Consider the following 26,137-nt stretch of genomic DNA (forward strand, 5'->3'; position numbering starts at 1 on the left):
GTAGGCCGGACGGCGAATCGGCGCCGCGGGCGCCAAAGGAGCCCACGCCAGGCGCGCTTACTGGGACAGCCGCCAGTCCCACACGTTCCACCAGACGCCCAGCGGTCCAGGGCTCGTCTTCACTCCGGCCACCCTGGAGCTGAAGGCTGTGGTACCCAGGGTTTGGTAGAGCGGCAGCCCGTAGGCGTCCTCCCACACGTGCTTGTCGATCTCGGCCAGGAGCTCGTCCTGCTTACCGAGATCCGTCGTGGCGGCGAGTTGTTCCATGATCTTGTCCGCGTCGCCGTCGGAATATCCCGTGAAGTTGCTGCCTGCCCCGGTGCGGAAAATCTGTGGCACCCTGCTGACGCCCACCTCGGTCCCGATCCACCCTGAGAGGGCGGCCTCAAAGCCGCCGCGGCTCAACGCCGCGGGCCAGTCGGCGCTTGCCAGTCCGCCGTCGACCACCTTGAATCCCGCCAGCGCGGCTGAATCGCGGATCAAGCCGAATGCCCTGGCCCGGTTCGGGTTGTCGCGGTTGTAGAGGATGCGGATGCTGGGAGAGGCGCCCTTCAGGAGCTTTTTTGCCCCATCGATGTCCACCTTGGCGTAGTCGGCGGACCCGTTGTTCTTCACGGTGTCGTCGTACTTCGGCTGGCCGGGGAGGAACACCTGCGAATCCAGCGGCTTGGTGTCCTGGGTTCCCACCACCGCATCCACGATCGCCTGCCGCGGCACAGTCTTCAGGAAGGCCTCCCTGACATCCTTGTCGGAGAACGTCCCGGTGAAGTTCAAATCAAGGTGGTCATAGGCGGACTGCTTGTAGCGTTGAACGGTGATGCCCTGGCTGGAGAGTCCGCTGAGGAGGCTGTCCGTTGAGGCCGAAGGCTGGGGCGAGATGATGTCTGCCTGGCCGCTGCGCAGGGCGTCGACTGCAGCCGGCACGGCCCCTGTGAACCTGACGTTGATTTCATCGAGCCAGGGTTCGGCGCCCCACACGTAGTCCCGGTTCCGGACCAGTTTCATGGAGACACCCTGCACGATGTCGCGGACAATGTAGGGGCCGCTGGAGAGGTACAGCGCGGGGTCATCGGGAATGGATTTCGCGTCGAACCCGGTGTTCCAGAAGTCGCTGACCTTCTTGAGGGCCGGGTTGGAGGCCGGCTTTTCCGGGTTGCCCCGCGGCGTGTCCTTGAGGAGATTGACCAGGTCTTTTTCGTCGTTGAGTCCACTTTTTGCAGCAACGACGTGGGCTGGGAGTCCGACGTCGAAGGCCACTTCCCAGTCAGCGTAGGGCGCGGCGTACTCAATGGTGATGGACCGGCCGTCCGAACCGATGTCGGGGAACAGGGTGCCCGCCAGGCCCGTGGTGTCCGAGGCGACGGAAAAGTATTTGGTGCCCTTGCCGGCAACAGGATCGACGTCGTCGAAATACCCCGATCCTGCAGCCCAGGCCAGCAGGAGGTCTGCCGCGCCGATCGGGGCCCCGTCTGACCACTTCACGCCCTCGTTGACCGTGTACTTCACCTTGAGGGGCTGGTCCGAGACCTTCTCGAAGTGCCCGAACTTGTCATTGCGGACCACTTTGGAGCTGTCGTCCAGGTAGTAGAAGCCGGAGTGCGTAATGGCACCGATCTTGGAGTTGATGTCGGTATTGCCGCCGGCGCTGTAGGGGTTGAACGAGGAGAACGCATTGACTTCTGCCACGGTGACGCTGCCGCCGCGCTTCGCCTCCCCCACCACCACGGACGGGGCGCTGCCGCCAGAACAGCCGGACAGGACCAGGGCTGCCGCCAACGCCGCGGTGAGCAACTGCATCAGGCGCCTGACCGGCATGCCGCCTCCTTGTGGTTTTTCCCTCTCCGGAGGGGACTGGGGCCGCTGCGATCACGCCCTGCATACTCAGGATACTTGGTGCTGCGGCCCGGTACCCGGATCCGCACCCCCTCCGGATGCAGGAGGGGGCCCCTGCAACAACCTGTCCGCCCCGGGCCGGTTAAGCAGCCCGCAGGCCCTTCGCCGGTGGCCCTCCCGCACGCCGGGCTCCATCCGGTCAAGAAGGGAAACGATCATCCGCGAGCGCGGGTTCCGCTCGAAAACCAGCCGGTGGTCCTGGATGAAGGCCCAGTACAGCGCATCCCAGTCAGGCATCCACTCCCCCGGCGGCAGGTCGGACATTTTCCGCAAGTAGTTGCTGCCTGACACATAGGGCTTTGTGGTGATGTCCGCCCCTGCGGCGAATTGGCTCATGGCGTAGACGTTGGGCACCATCACCCAGTCGTAGGCATCGACGAACATTTCCATGAACCACTCGTAGACGTCGTCAGGATGGATCCGGAGCAGGGACATGGCGTTGCCCAGCACCATGAGCCGTTCGATGTGGTGCGCATACCCCGTGGCAAGTACGCGGGATATCACCAGGTCCACGGGCAGCAAGCCAGTAGTTGCATCCCACCAGCCGGGTCCCAGCTGGTTCCGGTGGTTGAGCAGGTTGGCAGTGCGCATCCGGCGGCCGCGCAGCCGGTACGTGGCGCGCATGTACTCCCGCCAGCCAATGACCTGGCGCACAAAGCCCTCAAGGGAGGCGAGCGGGGTATTTTCATCCGCACCCGCCAGAACTGCCTGCAGGATATCGCCCGGGTTCAGAAGGCCGATGTTGAGCCCGGGGGTCAGCAGGCCGTGGTTGACGAATGGATGCGCTGCGGAGATCGCATCTTCGTAGGGGCCGAAGCCCGCGAGGCGTTCTTCGACAAACTCCTGCAGGTGCCTTTGGGCCTCTTCCGCGGTGGTGGGCCAGGCGAATAGGTGGGGGTCTCCAGGGGCATCCGGAAAATCCGTGGCGACCCAGGCGATGGCGGTTTCGACGTCGCCCGCGGCGTCGGAGCCGGCGTCCTTTCCCTGCCCGCTGCCCGGCGATGCCAGCGCATCCAGGTTGAACGTCCCCTCCTCCTGGAGCACGGGGTGCCCCCTGAACCTGCCGACAGTGGGTGGGGTATAGCCGCGGGGAAGCTTCCTGCGGTTGTCCGCGTCGAACGACCACTTTCCGCCGACCGGAGCGCCGTTGTCCACCAGGATGTCCAACCGCCGTCGCTGCCAGATGTAGAAGTCATGCATACGGGCCGGATTGTCCGCGAACCAGTCGTCCAACTGCGCCCGCGACGTCAGGAAATTCGGTGTCTCAAGCACGTCCTGGCTGCGCATCCTGTAACCGCCGTCCTCAAGGCCGGCTTCCAGGTCCCTCGCGAGCCAGTCATCGACGACGTCAAACCAGGACACTCCCCGGGGGCGCCGCTGCCGGACAAGGTCCGCCAGCTGGACACGGGATATCCGCGCTGGGTCGCTGTAGAGGACAACCACGTCGTGCCCAAGTGCGCGCAGGCGGCGGGCAAAACCAGCCATCGACGCCCGGTGCAGGACCAGCTTGTGTGAATGGAACCGGTATTGGCGGAAGTAGAGGTCGTGCTCGATGAGCACAAAGACCGTGTCCGGGTCCGTACCATCCCGCTGCTGCTCAAAGAGCTGATGGGGCAGGACGAGGCGCAGGAGCGGGCCGGGAGTCATACCGCAACCCTAAGGCAGGGTGCCGCAACTGGACCGCGGCACCCTGCCTGATTGACGAAGCGGCGCTAGACGTTGAAGCGGAACGTACCTTATTAACCCGTGCAGCGTTGGCAAGCCTTGTTTCCCTTGAATTTTAGGGGTTTTCAGTGTGGGCGGTTGTCGGTTCAAATTGCGAGCTTGTGGACCTCTTGCGGACTTTTTGCGGACTAATACCTACTGGTCCGCCGGCGCTTCGGTTGGCAGCGACCGAAGCCAGTCCGCCAGTTCCTCGGCCAGAACGACTGGTTTCGAATTGGCGTAGCGGGCAACAAGATCATTGTTGCGGAGCGCCTTACGGATAGTGTCGGAGCTGTATCCAGTGGCCTCAGCGGCTTCCTGGATGGAGTAGGCCAGCTTTTGAATGGTCATGCCGTCGATCCTAGGTCAAACCATGGCGCCAAGTGCCCGAGAGCACCTAGACTCCGCTCATGGGGATACTTATCGGACTAGTCGTCCTTGTCATTATATTTTTCGTAGTGGTCTATGGCGTAGGCGGCTGGATCGCCATCGGCATGGTTGCTAGCGACAGCAAGGGGCACAAGAAAGCCGAAGAGAACGCGCCGGCGATACTCGATGAGGCGTTTGTTGGTGACAACGTGGTGTTCAAGATTCATCCGCGGTCACCCAAGTATGAGACGGTGGTTTTAGGCGCGAAAGCCAGGGGATACCGACTTATGAACGAGACTCAAACGACTTCCAGCGGCTCGTCGAAAACTCTCATTTTCGAAAAAACACCCAGCGCTATTTAGCACGGTCACGCCAAAAAAGAGCCCCGCCCGGTAATTCAACCAGACGGGGCTCTTGTGGTGTTGCGGTTACGGTACGAAAGCGGCGAGCCTCCGGGATACCGCGTGTGCGGTGCCTGTCGGGTCGTCTACCTGATTGATCGTGGTGTTGTAGTTGACCGAGCGCGGGGCGTTCTCGCCGGAAGCGACGGCAACCGACTGGCGGGCAGGGGCAGCAGCCGGCGCGTACTGGAACCCCGCCTTTAGCGGCTGCGTGTCCGCCCCGTTGAGCCGGTCAAGGTTCTCGTAACCGATGGCCTTAGCCGCCGACGCCTTCAACACGTACTCATCCTTAGACAACCAAGCCGGGACAGAGTCTGACGTTGTAGTGCCGGGACCGTAGACGCGGCCACCAGTTGCCCGGCGTAGCGCAGTCATCGACGGGTCATCCCCGAAACCATCCGAACCGCCCTTGACCTGTGTCTCAATGGTGCGGATGTTCCGCTCAATGATCGTCATGGTTACCTGCCGGCCATCCAGCCCGTCAGCCTTACCCTTGATGCCCTCCAGGGTGGCTGATGCGTGGTCAGCGATCCACGCATCAATGTTGACGTTCTTCGGGATACCCAACGCTTTACGCGCCATCGTGTCCGCCGCGTCACCAGTGATACCGAACTGACCAGCCGCCCGGATAAGGTCCGCATACGACTGACTTAGTGAGCCCTGCAACTGTGCCTGAGCCGCCGCCGAACCCTGCGTTGCAAGGGTTTCCTTTGCGGTAGCCTCAGCCGACGCGATAGACGCGCTCGCCAGGCCGTTGAAAGCGGACTGGTTCGCCCGGCCCTTCTCCGTGTTGATGTCCAGCGTCGTGCCGTTCTTCTGCACCGACTCAGTCACCTTGTCAATGGCATCCTGTACGGCGATAGCAGCATCCGACGCAGACAGCGACAACAGCCCAGCGGCGAACAATGACTTACCGAAAGCGTCAATGTCAGTGATCGCCCCAGCCGCGGAAAGATCAACCTCTTCCAACGCCTTAGCCATCGCCTCAGTCACCGGCTTAGCCTCACCCGTCTTGCTGGTGTAGGTTTCAACCGCCGCGGACGCACCTTGCATGGATGCCGGGACCTTGCCCATGGCGTAGTCCAGAAGATCCTGGGCGCTGAGGGTTACGCCCGCCTGGTTAGCAAGCCCAAGCAGTGCGTCCTTGTAGCCGGGCAGGTGGTCCAGTGCGTCCTGTGCGGTGGATCCGTTCTTTATGAACTCGTCAGACAACTTCTTGAATGACTGTGCCGCGGCGTCTGCTCCGCCGTTGCGTGCGAGGTTTCCCAGCTCGTCGCCAAGCTTGCCCAGTGCCTCATCAACCTGCGTCGTTTCAGACTTAGCAAGGGGCGTCCAAGAGAATGCCTGGTCTGCCCAGCGGTTGATACCGTCCGCGCCCTGCGGGTGCGTGATCCTGGCGATAGCGTCCGCAGCGGAATTGATGTCCGGGCCGATCTTCTTGCCGGCGAAATTGCCGAAGTCGCTGAGGGCTGCATTCAGCGCGGATATACCGTCCCCTGAGGCTGCCTTATTCAGCTTGAGGATGGCGTTGCCCAGTTCCTCCGTGGAGTGGGTGTGCTTGTCGTAAGCAACCGCGTTGAAGATTTCCAGGCCGATCATCGCCGCTGCTGCGATGCCAGCGGCCTTAGCAACTTTCCCGATGCCCGAAGCTGCACGCGGGGAAGCCTCAGCAAGGTCTGACATTGAAGTGCGGAACTCCACTACCTTGGGCAGTGCAGTCATCAGACCTCCGCCCAGCAGGAGAGCGCCACCGGCTACACCGGCGATTCCAAGGCCCATATTCAGGATAGGCGTAGGGATCTTCCCTATGGCGTCTATAAAGTCCTCAGCGCCCTGCACAAGGCCGCGCAGGGACTCGGCAGCACCGGAACCGCTCTTGATGAGTACGGAGTCAAACGAGCCGCCCAGACGCTCAATATCGCCCGCGAGGTTATCGGTCTTGATGGACGCTGTTACCGCTGCATAGCCCTGATCGTTGACCTTGTCTGTCCAGTCCTTAATCCCAGTCGCGCCCTGCTCGTACAGCACGTTGGCAGCGCGCACAGCATCGGAACCGAAGATAATCCCCATCGCCGCGTTACGTGCCTCCGGCGTCAGGTCAGCCATGGACGTTTTGAGGTTGTCCGCGAAAGCTGCAAGGCCCCGGAAATTGCCCTGTGAGTCGTAAGCGGAGATGCCAAGTTCCTGCATCTTCTCGGCAGCTTCCTTGGACTGCGGGGTAAGCCTCTGAAGCATAGTCTTCATAGATGTACCGGCGTCTGAGCCAATAAGCCCGGCTGAGGCGAACGCGGCAAGCCCACCAGTTGTTTCCTCAATGGACAGCCCCGTGGAGGCCGCCACAAGCCCTGTCTGATTCAGGGCTGCTCCAAGGTCATGCACGGATCCCTGAGCCTTCCCAGCACCAGCGGCCAACAGGTCTGCAAGGTGCGGGACCTTGTCGCCTGAGAGTTTGAACTGGGTGAGTGCCGAGCTTGCGATTTCCGCGGCCTCCCCCACGCCCAGTGAACCAGCGGCGGCAAGAGAAAGGGCGCCGGTTAGACCGCCGCCCAGAATGTCTTTAGTTGATACGCCCGCTTTGGCTAGTTCATCAATGCCCTGCGCTGCTTCCTTCGCTGAAAATGCGGTATCTGCGCCGGCATTGACTGCCGCTTCCCTCAGCAAGTCCATGTTTGCCGCTGACTCGTGAGTTGAGCTTTGGACTTCGCTCATTGCCGAGTCGAACTCGGAATAGGCCTTGATCGCCAGTCCCACGCCGGCCAGGAGAGCGCCGCCCATGACCATGGACGCCTTGCCAACACGGTCTAGATTCTGCTCATGGTCCTTGGCGAACGCGGCAGTCCGGCTAGCGAAATCCTCCGCGGACTTCTGCGCCGTCTTGATGTTGGAGACGAAATTGGATACCTTCGCCTCGATCGATATCGAGATGCTTCTATCGGCCATTTTTTGGCCTACCTTTCATTTGTTGTTGTGACATTTCAGCTTGCTCTGAACTGCGAGGGTGCTCACCGTCGGTGGTGGTGAGAGATGGCCAATGGAGCATGCCCCCACGGCACAGAGTTTCAGGGATGTCTGAACTATGCGCCCGGTACGCAGGGATCACCGTCGGTGGAGGGGCTGGAAGTGCTTTGGGTTGCTCCCCCACGCTGAGCATTCCGAGTTCCCCCATCCCGTACAGAACAAAACCGTGGTCCCCGGCGGGCCGAAACGGTAGGGGGCGGGTAATGGGGAAGGTGCCCAGTGCTTCCACACAAAAGCTGAAATTCGCGGCCGTGTGAGATGTTCTCTCCGGCGGTTCCGTTTCGTTGGTCCTTGGGTTCATGCCCCCATCGCTTCCTGTCGGGGTGGTTGGGTCACGGCTGCGGGCCAGCGTGTGACTGGCCCGCGCCGTGTGCCTGGTTCTAGTTGAGCTGCATCTTGCCGTTGGCAGCGGCGGCGAGTGCGAGCCATTCAGCGAGGGGTGATGCGAAGTCGCTGCGGCCGGCTGCGTTGTTGGGGTAGACGATGATGAAGCCCTGTGTGATGCCGGTGTCAGGGTGCACAAAGCAGGCGGTGTAGTCCACGTATGGGTCAAGGCCGTAGAGGTCTTGGGGTGCGATACCTAGCGTGGTGGAGAGCCTGGCGCGTAGGCTCCTGATCCCTTGGAGTGTGCGGACGTGTCCGGGCAGGTCGTTCCAGATGGCGGCGGCGCTCCCGTCTTCGAGGTCCAGTACGTCTTGGGCTGTTGAACGTGCGGTGATGCCTGCTTTGGTGGCATCGATCAGGTGGGCTGCTGCGGCGTCGAACGTGGGGCGCATGCCTTTGATGATGCGGGGCGCGTCGGCTGCGAGGGCTTCCAGTAGTTCGGATGTGATCTGGTCCTGTACGCGCTGGGATGCGAATTGGACTGCGCTCTGTCCGCCGCCCTGGATGGAGCTGGCATAAGTGCCAGCCAAGCGGATGGTGTGCTCAATCGCTTGGTCTTCGCTGAGGTCGAGAATCCGTGCCGTTGGTGCGGTGACTGCGCGGTCGTGGATCATGTCGTGAACTTTGAGCCCATGGGCTACTGCGGGGTCTGGCTTGATGCCGTAGGCCTGGGCGGAGTCCACGATGTCGCGGAGGTCGTTGATGCGGACGAATCGGGGGTCAAAGCGTGCCATGGTGTCTGCGTCTTTCAGTTGTTGGGGAAGATCTGGGTGTAGAGGTCTTGGTCTTCGGTGCTGAGTTCCGGGGCTTTGGGTTCGCCGTAGATTGATGCGTAGAACGCGGCGTCTGCGGCTTCCTGCTCGGTGGGTTCCGGGGTGGTGTCGGGTTGTTCGCTCATGGTGTGGTTTCCCTGCGTCGGCCGTAGTTGGCTCGGGGGTCGAGGATTTGCGGGGATGCTAGCCCGTTGTCCACTAACGCCCTGGCGAGATGTTCGGGATTCGCGGTGGGTTCGGTCTGTGCGGTGGGCTGTCGCTTCTTCCATCCCTGGTCGTGCTTTTGCGGCATTAGTTGGTTTCCCTTCCGCTGGTGGGCTGCTGTCCTGCTCGGGCCTTGTGTGAGGCCAGGGCGTCGGCAATCTGGTGGGCCAGCCTCAGGGCCTCAGATACCGGCATTACTGCTTTGATGCTTTTGCCGTTCCTGAGCACTACGCCTGGTTCCCGTGCGCCGCCGGGGATCCCGAGCTCTGCCGGTGCTGCGGTGAAGTTCGCGGCGTCGGATACGTTGCGGTCGTACTGGTGGGCTGCGGTGATGAACATTAGGCGTCTGCCTCCAATTCGCGGATTTTCTGCTTTGCTTTTGCTAGTTCGTCGAGGACGCATGCTGTTACTGCGATCCAGTGGCCAATTTCGGTGTCCGGGTCGGCGCCTGGGGCCGGCTGGTTCTGCCGTAAGAAGGCGAGGACTTCCGGGGTTACCGCTGATGTGATGCGGGGGTCTGAGAGGAACGCGTCAGTCATGCCTGGGCCTCCGTCGTCGTGGTTGTGGGCGTTATGGGCTCGTTGAATGGGATACCGCGGGGGATCGGGTTGGGGGCTCCTGGTGTCTCGGGTGGCGGTGCCTGGAAGGTTAGCGGGGCGTCCGTGATTGGGGCTGTGGGTTCGGGGGTCTGGGCGGTCATGGGTGGCTCCTACTTCAGGAAGATGGCGGTCGCGGCCACACTGGCCTGATTGGCTGTGGCGGCTGTCCATGTGGCGGTGCCGGCGCGGGTGGCTACTCCCACCGTGATCACTTGGCCGTCTGTGAGTCCGGTAAGGGTGGGATTGAATGGTGCGGCGATTCCTACGCCTAGCCCGGCTGCGGCCGATGAGTAGAGTTCTCCGCCGTTGACTCCTGCCACTACCGCGGAAACGTAGAGGTAATCCGGCGCGGTGCCGGAGTTGGTTCCCATGGCCGTGGCGGTGGCAGTGATGATGGCCCTTGTGAAGCCTGCCGGGACGGTGAGCGTAGCGGATGCACGGACAGTGGATGTGGTGTCGATGGCGTAGTTCGTAACGCCGCTGCTTGCCGTGGCGGTCTGAACAGGGTTGGCAAGTGCTGTGTCGCTGACGCTGCCCGCTGGAAGGTCCAGACTGCCCGTGAAGGTGGCTGGGCCGTTTACCGTCTGGTAGCCCTCTACAACCATTCCGCCGTTTTGCAGACGCAGCCCGGACAATCCGAACGGGTTAGCCGCGGCGAGTTCGCGGATCTGGCGCTTGATGTCGGTTATTTCCCTGCCGATCCAGTCTTCTCCCCTGAGGTTTCCTGGCATTCCTGGCTGTGGCATTAGTTGCCCTTCTCGTGTGTTGATTCGTCGCCTGGTTCGTATATGGCGAGGCGGGCTTCTGCTTCTATGGCCCTTGCCTGCCAGTGCCGGAACTTGTCGTGTTCTTCGAGGGCTTTGGCTTTGTAGATTTCGCAGAGGTCGATGAGGTCTGCCTTGGAAAGCTTCACGACGCCTCCCGTATATGGGTGTAACTACTGCTACTTGTGAAACTTTCAGGGTCTTCCTCAGTCAGGAGAGTTACAGAAGTTTCATTAGTTACAGGGGTATAGAGGCCACGCTTTGGGTTAGCGATACGGCCGGACTCACAAGCTCTCCGCAGGTAGAGCCGCGCCTTGCTGTCTTCCCAGTGCAGCAGCGAGGCAATATCTTTTGGCTTCATTCCTTCGGGGTACTTGTTCACGAGTGCGATGAGTTCTGCCATGTCGTCGCCCACGCCTTCGGTTGTGGCTTTGTTCTTGGCGGCGTTGGCTGCGTCCCTGAGGCTGGATCCGTCGAGCCTCCACATGCCGTTTGCAAGGCTGAGCGCATACTGGCCTTCCATGGCATCCCGTGACGTGACGTGGAGGGTAGAGCTCTCGGTCTGCCGATCCCGTTGAATCAGGAGGATGCTGTCGGCAGCGCCGGCCAATCCCTGCGTACCCGAAACGCTGTCCAGGAAGTCTGACTTCTCACCCTTGTTGGTGTGGTGGACAACGATGAGCGAGGTTCCCGGATGCCGGTCCACAAGATCTTTTAGCGATGACATCTGGCTGTAGTCGTTGCCGTAGGCGTCGTTTCCGCCGTAGGTTCCGCGGACCTTGCCCAAGGTATCCAGGATGACTAGCGGCTTCTGTTCCGCGTTGCGCTCCAGGAAAGTGGAGATTGTGGCGATGGGGCCGGCTGGGACTTCCGTCATGAAGAATAGGCCACGGGGTCCTGTCGTTACTCCGATGGTGCGGAGTCTGGACTGGAGGCGCCTAGCTCCGTCCTCCAGGGCGAGGTAGAGCACCGGGCGGCGGTTTACCGGGATGGTTCCGAAGGCTTGTTCCCCCGTCGCTGCCGCTACGCCCAAACCGAGGACCATCCACGACTTGCCGATCTTCGGGGGCGCCACCAGGAGTGTGAGGCCTTCGGGGATAACGCCGGGGACGACGTATTCCACTGCGGGGAGAATCTGTCTTGTAAGCCAGTCAGCTGCAAATACGCCGTCTAGCGGGTCGGGTGCGGTTGCGTCTCCATACGTCATTCAGCGGCGTCCATCTCTTGCAGGAAGTCGGGGTCGTGGTCTGCCAACCAGCGGCGAATTTCCCAGTACACCCATTGGCTTATGGTCATCCCGCCCCGGCCTACTTCCCTGCGCGGTGGCCGGCCGCCTGTGCGGCCTGGATAAGGGCAGTACCAAGTTCGAGGGCTTCCTGTGGGGTGAGGTCCCGGTCTTTGACCGTCCAGACGTTGATGCAGTGGCCGGTGTCGAAGTTCCAGCCGGGTGTCAGGATCCAGCCGGTGTTCACGATGTCATCGCCGATCCAAAGTTCTGATTTTCCTTTGGTAAGGGTGTAGCCGGCGGGCGGGCGTGGGCAGGGTCCGAGTTCTCGTTCGAGCTCTACCAGCAGGTCCGCGGGGTTTACGCCGCGTTCTAAGGCTGTGCTGATGAGACCGTTGACGGTCGCGGGCCACTTGGTAAGCTGAGTCATTGGAATCTCCCTCTAGGAATTGGTTGGTTCTGAGGACGTGGTGTTCTGATTGGCGTTGGACTCACCACGTCCTTTCTTTGTCTTCAGGGTCACCTTGCACGCCTTGGCCGGGGTTGTCGCCGGCACCATGTTCGCGTCCTGAAGGTACGGGTTCTTCGCGTTCACCACGGCGCTGTTCAGGGGGCCCTGGTGACTGGTGCCGTGCCAATAGGCCGAATCCCAGGCCGCAGCCATATCCGCCTTGGTGTAAACCTTCTCCACTAGGACGCCTGAGCTTCGAACGCGGCGTTGATGTAGTCCTCCACGTCGGACGCACGGAACATCCGCCGACCGCCGATCTTGGCTGATTTTGGCGCGGTTCCTGCGTGGATCATCCAGCGAAGCTGCGCTTCGGACTTCCTCAGTCGCTCCGCCGTCTCAGCCAGCGTAAGCAGCGTTGCAATTGCTAGTGCCATATCATCCTCCGATTGTCCATTTCGACAATGATTGTTCATGCCGACAATCCCAAGTTAACGGTTGCCCGTGTTGCTGTCAAGCGCATATGATGTTCTCCATGCAACAACAACCAAATTCAGCCACTACCGACGAACTCTTCGGTTTGGCCGTGGCGCAGGGTCGCCAGGCACGGGGGCTCAGTCAAAGAGATTTCGCAGCCGCCCTAGAAAAAGAGGGGATGAGCGTTGACGCCTCGGCCGTCTCCCGAATCGAGAAAGGGACCCGCTCCGTGCGGCTTGTTGAGGCCGCTTCAATAGCACGGGCACTGGGTGTTAGCTTGGGCGCCCTTGTGCGTGAACCGCCCAAGGAGCCAGTAGTCGAACTGCGGACCCTCCGGATGCAGGTAAACTCCGACCTTCGGAAACTGGGCCAAGAACTTTGGACAACATTGATGGACATATGGCAGGTAGTGGATCACCTGGAGAGGCATCCGGAGCTGTTTCGCGAAATCGACGGCAGCCCTGCCGACGGGGTCGAATACCTCGCGGGCATCACCAAACGTCTAGATAACTGGCCTGTCAGCGACGAAGAAGTCACGTATTTCTACAGCAAACAAATCCCTGAAGTGGAGGCTCTGATGGCGAAATTTGTCCGACTCTATCTAGGGCGCGAAGCTTCCCCTGATGACGTGGAACGCCTGTTCCAGGCTGACTACAGCGCCGGCTGGGATGAGAGTCCGGCGTAGACCATGGCAAGCATCCAGAAACGGCCTGACGGGCGCTGGCGCGCCCGGTACCGTGACGACGCGGGCAAGGAACACGCTAAGCACTTCCCGCGGAAGATAGACGCTCAGCGCTTCCTGGATGAGGTCACCACTTCAGTTGTGACTGGCTCCTACGTGGATCCCAAGTCGGGCAAGGTCACGCTCAACTCGTTTTTCGCTGACTGGTCCCAGCGGCAGATATGGGCAGCCAATACTGCCAAGGCAATGAGTTTGGCCGTACGCTCGTGCACGTTCGGAGACGTCGAGTTCGGAAAGCTCAAGCGCTCTCACGTTGAGGCTTGGGTAAAGAAAATGGCCGTGGACGGCTTGGCGCCGGGAACTATCAAGACGCGGTACAACAATGTCCGATCAGTGCTGCGTGGCGCCCGGAATGACAAGATGCTTGCTGCTGATCCTGCGGACGGCGTGACGCTTCCCAGGGGCCGGAAGGCAGAGCACGCCATGGTGATCCCCTCCCCCGAAGACGTGGGCAAGCTCCTGGAGGCCGCTGAGATACAGTTCCGTCCGCTCGTCGCCATGTGTGCCTTTGCTGGCTTGCGCCTGGGCGAGGCCGCTGCTGTGCAGCTCACTGACATTGATTTCCTGCGGCGCACATTGAAGGTACAGCGGCAGGTACAGCGGGCCGGGAAGGGTGAGGTTGCCATCACTCCCCCGAAGTACGGTTCGGAGCGCCTTGTGCATATCCCTGACGGGCTGGTGCAGATGCTTGCCCAGCACGTCGAGCACATCGGCGTGCACAGCGTCCACCAGTGGCTTTTCATCGGTGACGGCGGGCTGCCTCCCCATCAGAACACGACGGGTTACTGGTGGCGCAAGACGGTCAAGGCTGCTGGCCTCTCTGACGTCCGCCTGCATGACCTAAGGCACTTCTACGCCTCCGGGCTCATCGCGGCCGGCTGTGACGTCGTCACGGTCCAAAGAGCCCTAGGCCATGCCAAAGCAACAACGACGCTAAACACGTATTCGCACCTGTGGCCCACGGCTGAAGACCGCACAAGGTCCGCGGCGGGAGCCATGATGGAACAAGCTCTCAAGATTCCTGCGGACTCTGTGCGGACTAGCCTAGGGTAAAACCGCTAGAACAAGCGGAAAAATAGGCCTAATCAGACGTTGAAGCGGAACTCCACCACGTCGCCGTCCGCCATGACGTATTCCTTGCCTTCAATCCTGACCTTGCCCCGGGATTTCGCCTCAGCCATGGAACCGGCGTCCACGAGGTCCTCGAAGGACACTACTTCGGCCTTGATAAAGCCCCGCTGGAAGTCGGAGTGGATGACGCCGGCCGCCTGCGGTGCCGTGTCCCCCTGCCGGATGGTCCAGGCGCGCGCTTCCTTGGGGCCCGCGGTGAGGTAGGTCTGCAGGCCCAGGGTGTGGAATCCGACGCGTGCCAGCTGGTCCAGGCCTGATTCGTCCTGGCCGTTCATCTCGAGCATCTCGCGGGCTTCTTCCTCGTCCAGCTCCACGAGGTCGGCTTCGAGCTTGGCGTCGAGGAAGATGCAATCGGCCGGGGCCACCATGGCGCGCAGCTCTTCCTGCTTTTCCGGGCTGGCCAGGATCCCTTCGTCGGCATTGAACACGTAGATGAAGGGCTTGGCAGTAAGCAGGCCCAGCTCCTTGAGGTGCTCCATCTCGAGCTTGTCGCTCTTGATGGAGGAGTAGATGGTATCGCCCCGCTCAAGCACCGCCTGGGCGGCCTTGATGGCGGCGAGCTCTGCGGCTTCCCGCTTCTTGATCTTGACTTCTTTTTCGATCCGCGGAATGGCTTTTTCGATGGTCTGCAGATCGGCAAGGATCAGCTCGGTGTTGATGGTCTCCATGTCGGAGCGGGGATCCACCTTGCCGTCAACGTGGACCACATCGGGATCGTCGAAAACCCGGACAACCTCGGCAATGGCTTCAGCCTCGCGGATATTGGCCAGGAACTGGTTGCCCAGCCCCTCCCCCTCGGATGCGCCCTTCACGATGCCGGCGATGTCGACAAAGGAAACGGCGGCGGGCAGGACGCGCTGCGAGCCGAAGATCCCGGCGAGCTTCTGCAGCCTGGGGTCCGGGAGGTTCACGACGCCGACATTGGGTTCGATGGTGGCGAACGGGTAGTTCGCGGCCAGGACCTGGTTGCGGGTGAGCGCGTTGAAGAGGGTTGATTTGCCGACGTTGGGCAGTCCGACGATGCCAATAGTAAGAGCCACGAGCATTGATTCTACCCGCCGGACCCCGCGGGCCAGTACCCGGGGATGTCACTGCCCGTGATTGTCAGAGCCCCATGCAACAGTGAAGGCATGGATGCTTTTGCCTTGATTCTGGCCCTCTTCATGCTGCTGCTGGGTGCGCTTGCCGGCGCTGCAGCCACTTATTTCTCATTGCGCCGGAACTCGCACGCGCTGGAGGCGGACTTTGACCAGGTCTCGTCCCGCCTTTCGGAGGTCACCGCGCAGCTGGCAGCGGCCGACGCCGAGCGGCGGCTTTTGGCGGCACAGAACCGCGAGCTGGGCGAGGCCAGGACACAGGATGGAAGTGTGCTGCGTGCCCTGGCGCCCGTGGCGGAGAAGCTGTCCGCCGTTCAGCAGCAGGTCGCATTGCTGGAGCGGGACCGGGTGGAGCAGTACGGCCAACTGGCCCAGCAGCTGCAGGAGGCCCGGCTCTCCGACGAGCAGCTCATTCGCTCCACCCATGCCCTGGAGTCGGCGCTGCGGTCCAACAGCGCCAGGGGCCAGTGGGGCGAGGTGCAGCTCCGGCGCGTGGTGGAGGCCGCCGGTATGCTGCGCCACGTCGACTTCGTGGAGCAGGTCCACAGTGCGGGCCACGACTCGGCGGTGCGGCCGGACCTGGTGGTGCAGCTGCCGGGCGACAAGCAGCTGGTGGTGGACGCCAAGGTTCCGTTGTCCTCCTACCTTGAGGCACAGGAGCTGGGCTCCGTGGACCCTCGCCTGGGCCCGGCTGGTCCGCAGTCGGCGAACGACGGCCGCAACAGGCAGGCCCTCCTGGCCGCACACGCCAAGGCCCTCAGGGCGCACGTGGACGCGCTCGGTACCAAAAAGTACTGGGACATCCCGGGGAACTCGCCGGAACTGGTGGTCTGCTTCATCCCGGCCGAGTCCATCCTGGCGGCGGCGCTGACAGCTGACGCCGGGCTCCTGGACCACGCGCTGTCCCGCAACGTCGTCCTCGCCTCGCCGAGCACCCTGCTGGCCGTGCTGAAGTCCGTCGCCTTCACGTGGCGGCAGGACGTCCTGACGGACAGTGCGCGCGAACTGTTCGAACTCGCGCGGCAGCTGTACGACCGGATGGGCACGCTGGGCGAGAACGTCACCAAGCTCGGATCCTCGCTGAAGACGTCCGTGGACCGCTACAACGCCATGGTGGGGACGCTGGAAGCCAGGGTCCTGCCCACCGCGCGCAAACTCAACAGCCTGGAGGAAACAGGCCTGGTGGCACCCCCCTTGGTGGAGGTGCAGCCGCGGGCGCTGGTGGCACCCGAGCTGCAGGGCGACGGTGAAGCAGCCTGACACGGCCGCCGGATGCAGAATGGGCCGGGCAGCAAGATGCTGCCCGGCCCATTCCTTTGGAAATATGGTGGCGGTTCTAGCTGCGGGGCCGGCGTCCGCCCAGGGCACGGCTGACGTCGCCGGCCTGCTTCAAGGTGGCCCGGAGCTCCTTGGGCAGCGAGAAGAGGAGGTCTTCCTCAGCCGTGACTACTTCCTCCACGGCGCCATATCCATAATCGGCGAGCAACCGCAGCACGTCCTGCACCAGGACCTCGGGAACGGAGGCCCCGGAAGTAACTCCCACGGTGGCCACTCCTTCGAACCAGGCTTCGTCCACCTCGTTGGCGAAGTCCACCCGGTAGGACGCCTTGGCGCCGTATTCAAGCGCCACTTCCACCAGCCGGACGGAGTTGGATGAGTTGGCCGACCCCACCACGATCACCAGGTCGGCCTTCGGCGCGATCTTCTTGATGGCCACCTGGCGGTTGGTGGTGGCATAGCAGATGTCGTCGCTGGGCGGATCCTGCAGGGTGGGGAACCGTTCCTTGAGCAGCCGCACGGTTTCCATGGTCTCGTCCACACTCAGCGTGGTCTGCGAAAGCCAGATGACCTTCTCGGGGTCCCGGACAGTGACCTGGTCCACTTCGTGCGGGCCGTTGATGATCTGGATGTGCTCCGGCGCTTCCCCTGAGGTGCCTTCCACTTCCTCGTGGCCGTCGTGGCCGATCAGGAGGATATCGAAATCGTCCTTGGCGAACCGGACGGCTTCCTTGTGCACCTTGGTAACCAGGGGGCACGTGGCATCAATCGTGCGCAGGCCCCGGGTTTCGGCAGATTCGACGACTGCCGGCGAAACGCCGTGGGCGGAGAAGATCACCAGGGCGCCCTCGGGCACCTCATCGGTTTCGTCCACGAAGATGGCGCCCTTCTCCTCCAGCGAGCTGACCACGTGGACGTTGTGCACGATTTGCTTGCGGACGTATACGGGCGGACCGTAGTGTTCCAGCGCCTTCTCGACGGCGATCACGGCACGGTCAACACCGGCGCAGTAACCGCGCGGAGCAGCCAGCAGTACCTTCTTGGTGCCGTTCACGGGGGCCGCAGCTGCTACTTCCTCCGGGGAGCGGCGCCTGCGCGGAATGGATGGCATCGAAAGGGATACAGCCGAGGTGGTCATGCCTCCATGCTACCGGCTGGCCACAACCCGTTTCCGGGATGCGAACAACGTCACAATGCCGGCTGCCACCAGGACGCCGCCGGTAACGGCGGTGGTTGTGATCCATGCCTGGAAGTCTGCACCGGCGGCGGCAAGGAACTCGTCGCGGAACATGTTGGCTATCGCGTTACCGGTGTCGGTGGCCTGGGCACGGCCCGAGCCCAGCTGCAAGCCAAGCCCCCACAGCCCTGCAACCGCCAGGCCGCCAACCCCTGAGGCCAGCAGCACGGTCCAGCGGCGGCGTGCCGCCACGAGCGCCAGCAGGAATGCCACGGCCGAGCCGATGGCCAGGACGTAGCCCATCGGCGCATAGGTGGCCAGCCGTTCGGTCCATTCCCGCTGCGCGGGTTGGCCCACATTAATCAGCGTCTGTTCCGGGGGGTTGAGGGGAAGCCTTGTGGCCCGGCTGATCTCCTCTGCGCCGAGGGCTACCAAGGGGGCGACGTCGAGGGTCAGCGACGAGGCCGACGCTCCGCCCTGCGGCGCCGCGGCGGGGTCGGCGAAGCTGAGGCGGTGGCTCCTGCGAAGGGTCTCCTCCCACGCTGCCGGATAGCCGGGAAGCTGGGTCAGGGACTCCGCCGCTTTCTCGAGCATCGGTTCCACCAGTCCCGAGAGGAAACCGGGAACAGACCCGGTATCGATCGTCCCCACCGCCGCCGTGGCCAGCTTCCGTTGGAATTCCGGGTCCTTGCCGAGCGGAGCAGCAAGACGGACAAATCCATCTTCCTGGACGATATTGCGGTCTACCCAGATGGCGGGAACGGCAACGGCAGCCAGGAGGATGCCCAGCACGGTGGCCAGGGCGGAAACAAAAGTGCGCACAACAGGTCCTTCGGGGTTGGGGGACTCAACCCATCCTAGGCAGGGTGGCGGGGCTGTCCCTGTCAGCACCCGGTGCTAGACCTTACGGATAAGGTTGATTGACCGCCACCAACAGATAAAGGACCGCATGCCCGCAGCACCAGCCTCCCAACGGCGTCCGCATGTCTGACCAGGCCTCCCTTCCAGGCACTGCACCCACTACCCTGCCAGCCACCGCGGCGGAAACCAGTCCGGACAACCCGTGGCCGCTGCAGCTGCTCTCGCAGAAGCTGAAGGCCCACATCGACCGGACCCCGTCCGCGTGGGTCGAAGGGCAGGTCATTGAACTGAACCGGCGCGGCAGCAACGCCTACATCACGCTTCGCGATGTGGATGCCGAGGTGTCCCTTCCCGCTTCGGTCTGGACTAAAGTCCTGGAACGGCAGAACCTTCCCCTGGAGCGGGGTTCACGCGTCGTGGCGCTGCTGAAGCCGGAATTCTGGCTGAAAACCGGTCGGCTGAACATGCAGGTCAGGGATATCCGGCCGGTCGGCCTGGGTGACCTGCTGGCCCGCATTGAGCGGCTGCGCCAAGCCCTCGCGGCGGAGGGCCTGTTCGCCGACTCCCGCAAAAAGCGGCTGCCCCTGCTGCCTCACCGGATCGGCCTGATCACGGGACGGGACTCGGACGCCAAGAAGGACATCCTCCGCAACGCGGCACTGCGGTGGCCGGCGGTGGAGTTCGAGATCCGCGAGGTTGCCGTCCAGGGCAACACGGCCGTGGCCCAGGTGGTCCGCGCCCTGCGGGAACTGGATGCCCGGCCGGAGGTCGATGTGATCGTTATCGCGCGGGGCGGCGGGGCGCTCGAAGATCTCCTGCCCTTCAACAGCGAGGACCTCATCCGCGCGGTGGCAGCGGCCGAAACACCGGTGGTGAGCGCCATTGGCCACGAGGCGGACCGCCCCCTGCTGGACTACGTTGCCGACCTCCGCGCCTCAACCCCCACGGATGCCGCCAAGCGGATCGTTCCTGAGGTGTCCGAGGAGCTCGCCGGGGTGCGCCAGGCACGCGAACAGCTGCGGCGCTCCATGGACCGGATGATAGACCGGGAGTCGGACCGGCTGGCGGCACTGCATTCCCGGCCAGTCATGGCGGCGCCGGAGGGCATGGTCTCCGTCCGGGCGGAGGAAATCGAGCGCCTGCTGCGGCGTTCCTCCGCAGCCGTGAACTCCACGGTGGTGCGGGCAGCGGACCAGCTCCAGCACCTGAAAGCCCAGGTGCGCGCCCTCTCACCGCAGAAAACCCTGGACCGGGGGTACGCCGTCGTCGAACTCGCCGGGAACCAGGCCGCCCGGATCGCCGAAGCCGGCCACGCCGTGGTCCGCAGGCCCGACGAAGCGCCGGCAGGCGCCGCCCTGTCCATCCGCGTCGCGGAGGGCCGCTTCGGCGCCACGTCCGACGGACCCGCGCAGCCCACCGGGGCACTGCACCCGGGAAACCCCGACCAGCACCAGGAAGTGGAAGAAAACGCATGACTGAACAGAAGCCCGAATCAGACGTCGCAGCCCTGAGCTACGAGGACGCCCGGGAGCAGCTCATCGCCGTGGTGGGCCGGCTTGAAGCGGGGGGCGCAAGCCTGGAGGAATCCCTGGCGCTGTGGGAGCGAGGCGAGGCATTGGCTGCGCGGTGCGAGGAGTGGCTCGAGGGAGCACGGAAGCGGCTGGCCGCTGCCCGCGACCAGCCGCTGTAAGCAGGCTGCAAGGCCGAATATACTGCCCGGGCCCCAGGCCGCTGAGTCACGAACGGGCGACGAGTTCCCTTTCGATGTCAACGTCGAATTCAGCCTTGGGCCACTCCAGCCGAAAATCGGACAGCGCCGACATCACCAGCTGCTGCACAGCGATACGGGCGAACCACTTCTTGTTGGCCGGCACCACGTACCAGGGCGCAATGGCTGAGCTGGTCTCGTCGAAGGCAGCCTGGTAGGCAGCCATGTAGTCATCCCAAAAGGCGCGCTCCTTCAGGTCGCCGCTGCTGTATTTCCAGTGCTTGGCAGGGTTGTCCAGGCGGGCCAGCAGCCGGGACCTCTGCTCATCCTTGCTGATATTGAGCATCACCTTGATGATCTTCGTGCCGGCGTCGGTTTGCCGGGCCTCGAATTCATTGATGGCCCGGTAGCGCCGGCTGATTTCTTCCGGGGTGGCCCAGTTATGGACGCGGTGGATGAGGACGTCCTCGTAGTGGGAGCGGTCGAAGATCCCCACCATGCCGGCTGCGGGGACCTCCTTCTCGATGCGCCACAGGAAGTCGTAGGACTTCTCCTGCTCGGTAGGGGCCTTGAACGCCTTGAACTGGACGCCCTGCGGGTCCATGGTGGCCATGACGTGGTTGACGATTCCACCTTTGCCCGCCGTGTCCATCGCCTGCAGGACCAGGAGGATCCGTTTCTTTCCGCCGGCCCGTGATTCGGCGAACAGCTGTTCCTGCATCTCGGAGAGCTTTCCGTCCAACTCAGCCAGCAACGCTTCACCGTCAGCCTTGTTGCCGCTGTAGCCAGGGGTGGCATCCGGGTCAACCGAGGCCAGGGAAAATCCCTTTCCAACGCGCAGCGTGTCAGAGGGATGCTGGTCGAAGCCAACGACGCGGGCCATGGGGTTCCTCTCCGCAGGGGATACACGGGCCCGGTGGCCCGTGAGCACAGGCTAGTTCCCTTGGTACCTGCTTAGGAAGTCCCCCATGCGCCCAATGGCTTCTTCGATGTCCTTCACGTTGGGCAGTGTCACCATGCGGAAGTGGTCCGGGCGCACCCAGTTGAAGGCCCGGCCGTGGGAGACCAGGATCTTCTGTTCCCTCAGGAGGTCGAGGACAAACTTCTCGTCATCCCTGATGTGGTAGACCTCCGGGTCAAGGCGCGGAAAGAGGTACAGCGCGCCTCGTGCCTGCTGCGTGCTGACGCCGGGAATGGCGTTGAGCATGTCGTAGGCCTTGTTGCGCTGCTCGAGCAGCCGGCCGCCCGGGAGGATGAGGTCGTTGATGCTCTGGTATCCGCCCAGTGCCGTCTGGATGGCGTGCTGGGCCGGGACATTGGCGCACAGGCGCATGTTGGCCAGCAGGTTGATGCCTTCAAGGTAGTCCGCGGCATCCTTCTTGGGTCCTGAAATGGCCATCCAGCCTGCCCGGTAGCCGCACACCCGGTACGCCTTGGACAACCCGCTGAAGGTCAGGCACAGGACGTCGTCGCCGGTCAGCCCGGCGAGGTTTACGTGGACAGCGTCCTCGTACAGGATCTTTTCGTAGATCTCGTCGGCAAAGATCACGAGGCCGTGCTTCTCGGCGAGGGCCACGATCCGTTTCAGGGTCTTTTCGGGGTAGACGGCGCCGGTGGGGTTGTTGGGGTTAATGACCACGATCCCCTTGGTGCGGGCCGTGATCTTCGCTTCCATGTCCTCCAGGTCGGGCTGCCAGCCGGACTCTTCATCGCAGAGGTAGTGCACCGGTTTGCCGCCGGCAAGCGCCACGGACGCCGTCCAGAGCGGGTAATCCGGTGTGGGGATGAGCACTTCGTCGCCTGAATCGAGCAGCGCCATCAGGGACATGGTGATCAGCTCGCTGACGCCGTTGCCCAGGTAGATGTCATCAACGTGGATGTTCTGGATGCCGCGGGTCTGGTAGTACTGCGAGACCGCGGTGCGGGCCGAGAAAATGCCGCGCGAGTCACTGTAGCCCTGGGCGTGGGGCAGGTGGCGGATCATGTCCACCAGGATGGCGTCCGGCGCTTCGAATCCAAACGGTGCCGGGTTTCCGATGTTCAGCTTGAGGATCCGGTGGCCCTCCGCCTCCATCTGTTGGGCGGCTTCGAGGATCGGTCCACGGATGTCGTAAAGGACGTTATTGAGCTTCGTGGACTGCCTGAATTCTGCCATCCCTCAAATATGCCACAGGAAGGATGAATGGCCGTTGAGACATCCGCCACATGGCCGACGGCGGCTGCCGGACCTTCGAAAGTCCGGCAGCCGCCGTCGTTGTCACCAGTGTGTTCCTGCCCGCCCGGGCAGGGAACGGGCCCCTACTTGACGATGCCCTTGTCCTTCAGCCAGGCGGCTGCTGCGGTCTTGGCATCCTGCTTCTGGCTGCCGCTGACAGCCCGGTTGAGGTTGATCAGGTCATCGGTGGTAAGGATGCTGGACACCGAATTCAGTGCCTGCTTGGCCTTATCCGTCATCTTGGCCTTGTTGTACAGCGGCAGGACCTGCTGGGCGATGAAGTTGTTCTTGGGATCATCCAGCACCACGAGGTCGTTGTCCGCGATGGACGGAGTGGTGGTGTAGATGTCGGCCACCTGCACCTGGTCCTCCAGGAGGGCCTTGAGCGTCACCGGGCCGCCGCCGTCGCTGAAGGGCTCCAGCTTCTTGGGTTCGCAGTTGTAGTTCTTCTTCAGCCCGGGCAGTCCGTAGGCGCGCTCGGCGAAGGTTGCCGGGGCGCCGACGACAATCTGGCTGCAGACCTTGGCCAGGTCCTCAATGGACTTCAGCTGGTACTTCTCGGCCGTTGCCTTGGTGACCACCATGGCGTCCTTGTCTTCGGCCTTGGAAACGTCCAGGACGCCGAGGCCATCCGGAAGCTTGCCCGGCAGCGCCTTGGCGATGTCGCCGGCGGAGACTTCGGTGGCCTGCTTGTTGACGTAGAGCAGCAGGTTGCCGCTGTAATCCGGCACCACATCCACCGAACCGTCCTGGACAGCCTTGAAGTAGACCTCCCGGGAGCCGATGTTCGGCTTGGTGGTGGCGGTGATTCCGTTGGCGTTCAAGGCGCCGGCGTACAGTTCAGCGATGATCTGGCTTTCCGGGAAGTCGGCGGAGCCCACCACCAGGGAGGTGGCTCCCCCGGAAGCGCCCGCACTGGACGCGGGCGCGTTTTTCAGGGGATCGGACGATCCACCGCAGGCGGACAGCGCCACGGCCAGGCCAAGCCCGGCGGCAAGGCCGGTGAACGCCCGCCTGCCGAGGCGCTGGGGACGGCTATTTTTCATGACTTACCTCCTTGTACAACAGTCTCCGCAACAACGGGGTCTGTGAGATCAACCGCAGCCTCCTGGCTGCGGAAGGACAGCTTCGAGGCCCCTGGTGTCAGGAACAGCCTCTGGAACAGGGACAGGACGAGGTCTACGGCGATGGCCAGCACGGCGATGAGGAGGGAACCTCCCAGCATTTGCGGGAAATCGCTGAGGACAAGTCCGTCAAACAGATACCGGCCCAGGCCGCCGAGGTTGATGTAGGCAACCACCGAGACGGTGGCTATCACCTGCAGCACGCCGGTCCGGAAGCCGCCGAACATGACGGTGAGGGCGTTGGGCAGTTCCGCCCGGAACAGGACCTGCAGTTCGGTCATGCCCATGGCCCTGGCAGCATCCACAACGTTGCGGTCCACGCTGGAGATGCCCGCGTAGGTTCCGGCCAGGAGTGGCGGGACCGTGAGGATCACCAAGGCCCAGATGGGTGGCATCAGCCCGATGCCGGCCAGCAGCACGAACAGGATCAGCAGGCCCAGGGTGGGCAGGGCACGCAGGGCGCCCGCGAGCGCGACCACGGCCACCCGGCCCCTCCCTGTGTGGCCGACGAACATCCCGACGGGTACTGCAATAGCGGTAGCGATCAGCATGACCAGGCCGGTGTATTGCAGGTGCTCCCCCAGCCTGGCGGGTATGCCCATGCTCCCGGACCAGTGCAGCGGGTCTGCGAGCCAGGCGAAGGTATCGGCGAACACGTTGCTCATGCTGCTTCACCAACTGTGGAAGCAGCGCCATCGGCTTCGGGTGCTCCGGCGGGGACGCCCTGTGTCCCGTGGCCTTGTGTCCCGTGGCCCTGCGGCTTCCCTGCCCGCTCCCACGGGGTGAGGATGCGTTCCAGCAGGACCAGAACCGCGTCCATCAGCAGCGCCAGGACCAGGATGGCGATGATGCCCACCACCACCTCGGTGACGAAGTCCCGCTGGAGACCGTCTGTGAAGAGCATGCCCAGGTTGCCGACACCCAGGAGGGCCGCAACGCTGACCAGCGAGATGTTGCTGACGGATACCACCCGGAGGCCGGCGAACATGACGGGGAGGGAGAGCGGGAGGTCCACCTGCAGGAACCGGGCCAGCGGTTTGAAGCCCATGGCCTGCGCAGCCTGGCTGATGTCCGCGTCCACGGAATCGAAGGCGTCCAGGGCCGCGCGCACCAGCAGCGCAACGGCATAGATGGTCAGGGCCACCACCACGTTGAGTGGGTCCAGGATCCGGGTCCCGAGGATGGTGGGAAGGATGATGAACAGCGCCAGCGACGGAATCGTGTATAGCAGGGAGGAGGCCGTCAGCACCACGGAGCGGAGGGCATTGTTCCGCCGGGCCAACTGTGCAAGCGGGATGGAAATGATCAGCCCCAGGACCATGGGAACGAGTGCCAGCACCAGGTGCTGTCCGCCGCGCTCCAGGATCATGCCGGTGTTGGCCAGGAACCAATCCATCAGAGGGCAGCCTGCCGCACCTGGCGTGCTTCTTCGATCAGTGCCAGGACCTCGCCGCCGCGGACCACGCCCAGCACTACGCCGTCGGCATCCACGGCAACGCCAAGGCCGGACGGCGAGGAGAGGGCAGAGTCCAGGGCGCGCCGGAGGCTATCTCCGGGACGGAACAGGGAACCGCCGGGAACGAGTTCGATTTCGGTCCCCGGCGCCGACCAGCCCAGCGGGCGCTTGTCCGCGTCCACCACCAGCTGCCAGCCGCCGGCAGCGCTGGAATCCGACTCATACCCTCCGGAAGCCCTGATGATCGTTGGCACCGGGTGGATGGCCACACCGTCGGACGGGGCAAAGCCGAGGTGGCGGAAGCCGCGGTCGCGCCCCACGAAGGACGCCACGAACTGGTTTGCCGGCGCCCGCAGGATTTCCTCCGGCGAGGCGTACTGGGCCAGCTTGCCGCCGGTGGCGAAGACGGCCACCTTGTCGCCCAGGATGGTGGCTTCGTCAATATCGTGGGTCACGAAGACGATGGTTTTGGCCAGGTCCTTTTGCAGCCGGAGCAGTTCCTGCTGGAGTTCGTCGCGGACCACGGGGTCCACCGCGCTGAACGGCTCGTCCATGAGGAGCACGGGCGGATCTGCGGCGAGTGCGCGCGCCACGCCGACGCGCTGCTGCTGGCCGCCGGAAAGCTGTGACGGGTAGCGCCCGCCCAGGGACGCCGCCAGGCCCACCACGTCCAGGAGTTCCCTGGCGCGCTTGCGGGCTTCCGCTTTTGAGACCCCGTTCAGCCGCGGGACGGTGGCAATGTTATCCAGGACGGAGCGGTGCGGCAGCAGTCCGGCCGACTGCATCACGTAGCCCATGGACCGCCGAAGTTCCGCAGCCGGTACGGAGGTGACATCGCGGCCGTCCACGGTGATGGTCCCGGACGTGGGCTCCACCATCCGGTTAATCATCCTGAGCGATGTTGTCTTCCCGCAGCCGGATGGGCCAACGAAAACGGTGACGGACCCTTTGGCAATGGACATGGACAACCCGTCCACCGCCGGCTGGCCACCCGGATACTGCTTGGTAACGCTCTGGAACTCGATCATCGCCTGGTCCATGGTGCGGACTTACCTGTTCTCTTGGACGGGCTGTTCCCAGCACCGCGAC

The 26,137-nt window shown here is 63.3% G+C and carries 29 protein-coding genes; 6 read left to right on the top strand and 23 right to left on the bottom strand.

Translation table 11 applies throughout. The features are described from left to right. Positions 1–57: 57 nt before the first annotated feature. The 3 genes from PV772_RS08725 to PV772_RS08735 form a co-directional block, all read right to left on the bottom strand. A complete protein-coding gene (locus PV772_RS08725) occupies positions 58–1,815 on the bottom strand; it encodes an ABC transporter family substrate-binding protein (protein WP_347885884.1) in 1,758 nt (585 codons plus the stop codon). 66 nt (positions 1,816–1,881) lie between these two features. After that, positions 1,882–3,540 carry a cryptochrome/photolyase family protein gene (locus tag PV772_RS08730; RefSeq protein ID WP_347885885.1) on the bottom strand — a complete coding sequence of 553 codons (1,659 nt, stop codon included), beginning with the start codon at positions 3,538–3,540 and terminating at the stop codon, positions 1,882–1,884. A gap of 213 nt (positions 3,541–3,753) precedes the next feature. Then, on the bottom strand, positions 3,754–3,948 hold the full coding sequence (locus PV772_RS08735; protein ID WP_347885886.1) for a hypothetical protein: 195 nt from the start codon (positions 3,946–3,948) through the stop codon (positions 3,754–3,756). Between the two features lie 59 nt (positions 3,949–4,007). Between PV772_RS08735 and PV772_RS08740 the strand changes: the two genes are divergently transcribed. Beyond that, positions 4,008–4,328, top strand: coding sequence for a hypothetical protein (locus tag PV772_RS08740; protein ID WP_347885887.1), 321 nt, complete (start codon positions 4,008–4,010; stop codon positions 4,326–4,328). 66 nt (positions 4,329–4,394) lie between these two features. Here the strand turns inward: PV772_RS08740 and PV772_RS08745 are convergent, their stop codons facing one another. From PV772_RS08745 to PV772_RS08795, 11 genes are all read right to left on the bottom strand, one after another. Further along, complete coding sequence (locus PV772_RS08745; RefSeq protein ID WP_347885888.1) at positions 4,395–7,307, bottom strand: phage tail tape measure protein; 2,913 nt, start codon at positions 7,305–7,307, stop codon at positions 4,395–4,397. Positions 7,308–7,765: 458 nt separating this feature from the next. After that, positions 7,766–8,503: a hypothetical protein gene (locus PV772_RS08750; RefSeq protein WP_347885889.1), complete on the bottom strand. Its 738-nt coding sequence runs from the start codon at positions 8,501–8,503 to the stop codon at positions 7,766–7,768. A gap of 14 nt (positions 8,504–8,517) precedes the next feature. Beyond that, complete coding sequence (locus PV772_RS08755) at positions 8,518–8,667, bottom strand: hypothetical protein (protein ID WP_347885890.1); 150 nt, start codon at positions 8,665–8,667, stop codon at positions 8,518–8,520. A gap of 166 nt (positions 8,668–8,833) precedes the next feature. Next, entirely contained in the window at positions 8,834–9,085 is a 252-nt protein-coding gene (locus tag PV772_RS08760; protein WP_347885891.1) for a hypothetical protein, read from the bottom strand. Next, positions 9,085–9,285, bottom strand: a complete 201-nt coding sequence (locus PV772_RS08765; RefSeq protein WP_347885892.1) for a hypothetical protein — start codon at positions 9,283–9,285, stop codon at positions 9,085–9,087. The genes PV772_RS08760 and PV772_RS08765 overlap by 1 nt, the downstream gene beginning before the upstream one ends. A gap of 170 nt (positions 9,286–9,455) precedes the next feature. Further along, entirely contained in the window at positions 9,456–10,091 is a 636-nt protein-coding gene (locus PV772_RS08770; protein ID WP_347885893.1) for a hypothetical protein, read from the bottom strand. Next, positions 10,091–10,258: a hypothetical protein gene (locus PV772_RS08775; RefSeq protein ID WP_347885894.1), complete on the bottom strand. Its 168-nt coding sequence runs from the start codon at positions 10,256–10,258 to the stop codon at positions 10,091–10,093. The genes PV772_RS08770 and PV772_RS08775 overlap by 1 nt, the downstream gene beginning before the upstream one ends. After that, positions 10,255–11,316, bottom strand: coding sequence for an AAA family ATPase (locus tag PV772_RS08780; protein WP_347885895.1), 1,062 nt, complete (start codon positions 11,314–11,316; stop codon positions 10,255–10,257). The genes PV772_RS08775 and PV772_RS08780 overlap by 4 nt, the downstream gene beginning before the upstream one ends. 100 nt (positions 11,317–11,416) lie before the next feature. Next, complete coding sequence (locus PV772_RS08785) at positions 11,417–11,764, bottom strand: hypothetical protein (protein WP_347885896.1); 348 nt, start codon at positions 11,762–11,764, stop codon at positions 11,417–11,419. Positions 11,765–11,776: 12 nt separating this feature from the next. Beyond that, on the bottom strand, positions 11,777–12,025 hold the full coding sequence (locus tag PV772_RS08790; RefSeq protein WP_347885897.1) for a hypothetical protein: 249 nt from the start codon (positions 12,023–12,025) through the stop codon (positions 11,777–11,779). Beyond that, positions 12,025–12,219 carry a helix-turn-helix domain-containing protein gene (locus tag PV772_RS08795; protein ID WP_347885898.1) on the bottom strand — a complete coding sequence of 65 codons (195 nt, stop codon included), beginning with the start codon at positions 12,217–12,219 and terminating at the stop codon, positions 12,025–12,027. The genes PV772_RS08790 and PV772_RS08795 overlap by 1 nt, the downstream gene beginning before the upstream one ends. Positions 12,220–12,317: 98 nt before the next feature. Between PV772_RS08795 and PV772_RS08800 the strand changes: the two genes are divergently transcribed. Together PV772_RS08800 and PV772_RS08805 are read left to right on the top strand one after the other, a co-directional pair. Beyond that, positions 12,318–12,944 carry a helix-turn-helix transcriptional regulator gene (locus PV772_RS08800; protein WP_347885899.1) on the top strand — a complete coding sequence of 209 codons (627 nt, stop codon included), beginning with the start codon at positions 12,318–12,320 and terminating at the stop codon, positions 12,942–12,944. Between the two features lie 3 nt (positions 12,945–12,947). Continuing rightward, complete coding sequence (locus tag PV772_RS08805; RefSeq protein WP_347885900.1) at positions 12,948–14,054, top strand: site-specific integrase; 1,107 nt, start codon at positions 12,948–12,950, stop codon at positions 14,052–14,054. A 32-nt stretch (positions 14,055–14,086) separates the two neighbouring features. On the opposite strand, the gene ychF is transcribed toward PV772_RS08805, so the two are convergent. Then, a complete protein-coding gene (gene ychF, locus PV772_RS08810) occupies positions 14,087–15,172 on the bottom strand; it encodes a redox-regulated ATPase YchF (RefSeq protein WP_347885901.1) in 1,086 nt (361 codons plus the stop codon). 90 nt (positions 15,173–15,262) lie between these two features. Here ychF and PV772_RS08815 point away from each other — a divergent pair, with 90 nt between their 5' ends. Next, entirely contained in the window at positions 15,263–16,489 is a 1,227-nt protein-coding gene (locus PV772_RS08815) for a DNA recombination protein RmuC (RefSeq protein ID WP_141159870.1), read from the top strand. Positions 16,490–16,565: 76 nt separating this feature from the next. On the opposite strand, the gene PV772_RS08820 is transcribed toward PV772_RS08815, so the two are convergent. Both PV772_RS08820 and PV772_RS08825 read right to left on the bottom strand, forming a co-directional pair. Continuing rightward, positions 16,566–17,645 (bottom strand): 4-hydroxy-3-methylbut-2-enyl diphosphate reductase, encoded by a 1,080-nt coding sequence (locus tag PV772_RS08820; RefSeq protein ID WP_141159869.1) that lies wholly within the window; start codon positions 17,643–17,645, stop codon positions 16,566–16,568. Positions 17,646–17,654: 9 nt separating this feature from the next. Further along, the gene (locus PV772_RS08825; protein WP_347885902.1) at positions 17,655–18,506 is read right to left on the bottom strand and encodes a hypothetical protein; all 852 of its coding nucleotides are present in this window, start codon (positions 18,504–18,506) and stop codon (positions 17,655–17,657) included. 161 nt (positions 18,507–18,667) lie between these two features. Here PV772_RS08825 and xseA point away from each other — a divergent pair, with 161 nt between their 5' ends. Together xseA and PV772_RS08835 are read left to right on the top strand one after the other, a co-directional pair. Next, positions 18,668–20,020 carry an exodeoxyribonuclease VII large subunit gene (gene xseA, locus PV772_RS08830; RefSeq protein WP_141159867.1) on the top strand — a complete coding sequence of 451 codons (1,353 nt, stop codon included), beginning with the start codon at positions 18,668–18,670 and terminating at the stop codon, positions 20,018–20,020. Continuing rightward, a complete protein-coding gene (locus tag PV772_RS08835) occupies positions 20,017–20,235 on the top strand; it encodes an exodeoxyribonuclease VII small subunit (protein WP_141159866.1) in 219 nt (72 codons plus the stop codon). Before xseA ends, PV772_RS08835 begins: the two co-directional genes overlap by 4 nt. A gap of 46 nt (positions 20,236–20,281) precedes the next feature. Here the strand turns inward: PV772_RS08835 and PV772_RS08840 are convergent, their stop codons facing one another. From PV772_RS08840 to PV772_RS08865, 6 genes are all read right to left on the bottom strand, one after another. Further along, on the bottom strand, positions 20,282–21,136 hold the full coding sequence (locus PV772_RS08840; RefSeq protein WP_141181991.1) for a polyphosphate kinase 2 family protein: 855 nt from the start codon (positions 21,134–21,136) through the stop codon (positions 20,282–20,284). 51 nt (positions 21,137–21,187) lie between these two features. Further along, positions 21,188–22,408: a pyridoxal phosphate-dependent aminotransferase gene (locus PV772_RS08845; RefSeq protein WP_347885903.1), complete on the bottom strand. Its 1,221-nt coding sequence runs from the start codon at positions 22,406–22,408 to the stop codon at positions 21,188–21,190. A gap of 143 nt (positions 22,409–22,551) precedes the next feature. Next, entirely contained in the window at positions 22,552–23,514 is a 963-nt protein-coding gene (locus PV772_RS08850) for an ABC transporter substrate-binding protein (RefSeq protein WP_141181993.1), read from the bottom strand. Next, positions 23,511–24,257 carry an ABC transporter permease gene (locus PV772_RS08855; RefSeq protein ID WP_141181994.1) on the bottom strand — a complete coding sequence of 249 codons (747 nt, stop codon included), beginning with the start codon at positions 24,255–24,257 and terminating at the stop codon, positions 23,511–23,513. Before PV772_RS08855 ends, PV772_RS08850 begins: the two co-directional genes overlap by 4 nt. Next, positions 24,254–24,988: an ABC transporter permease gene (locus tag PV772_RS08860; protein ID WP_141159861.1), complete on the bottom strand. Its 735-nt coding sequence runs from the start codon at positions 24,986–24,988 to the stop codon at positions 24,254–24,256. Before PV772_RS08860 ends, PV772_RS08855 begins: the two co-directional genes overlap by 4 nt. Further along, positions 24,988–26,088, bottom strand: a complete 1,101-nt coding sequence (locus PV772_RS08865) for an ATP-binding cassette domain-containing protein (RefSeq protein WP_307357242.1) — start codon at positions 26,086–26,088, stop codon at positions 24,988–24,990. The genes PV772_RS08860 and PV772_RS08865 overlap by 1 nt, the downstream gene beginning before the upstream one ends. Between the last annotated feature and the right edge of the window lie 49 nt (positions 26,089–26,137).

The organism is Pseudarthrobacter sp. CC12 (assembly GCF_039907755.1).
GTDB classification, from domain to species: Bacteria; Actinomycetota; Actinomycetes; order Actinomycetales; family Micrococcaceae; genus Arthrobacter; species Arthrobacter niigatensis.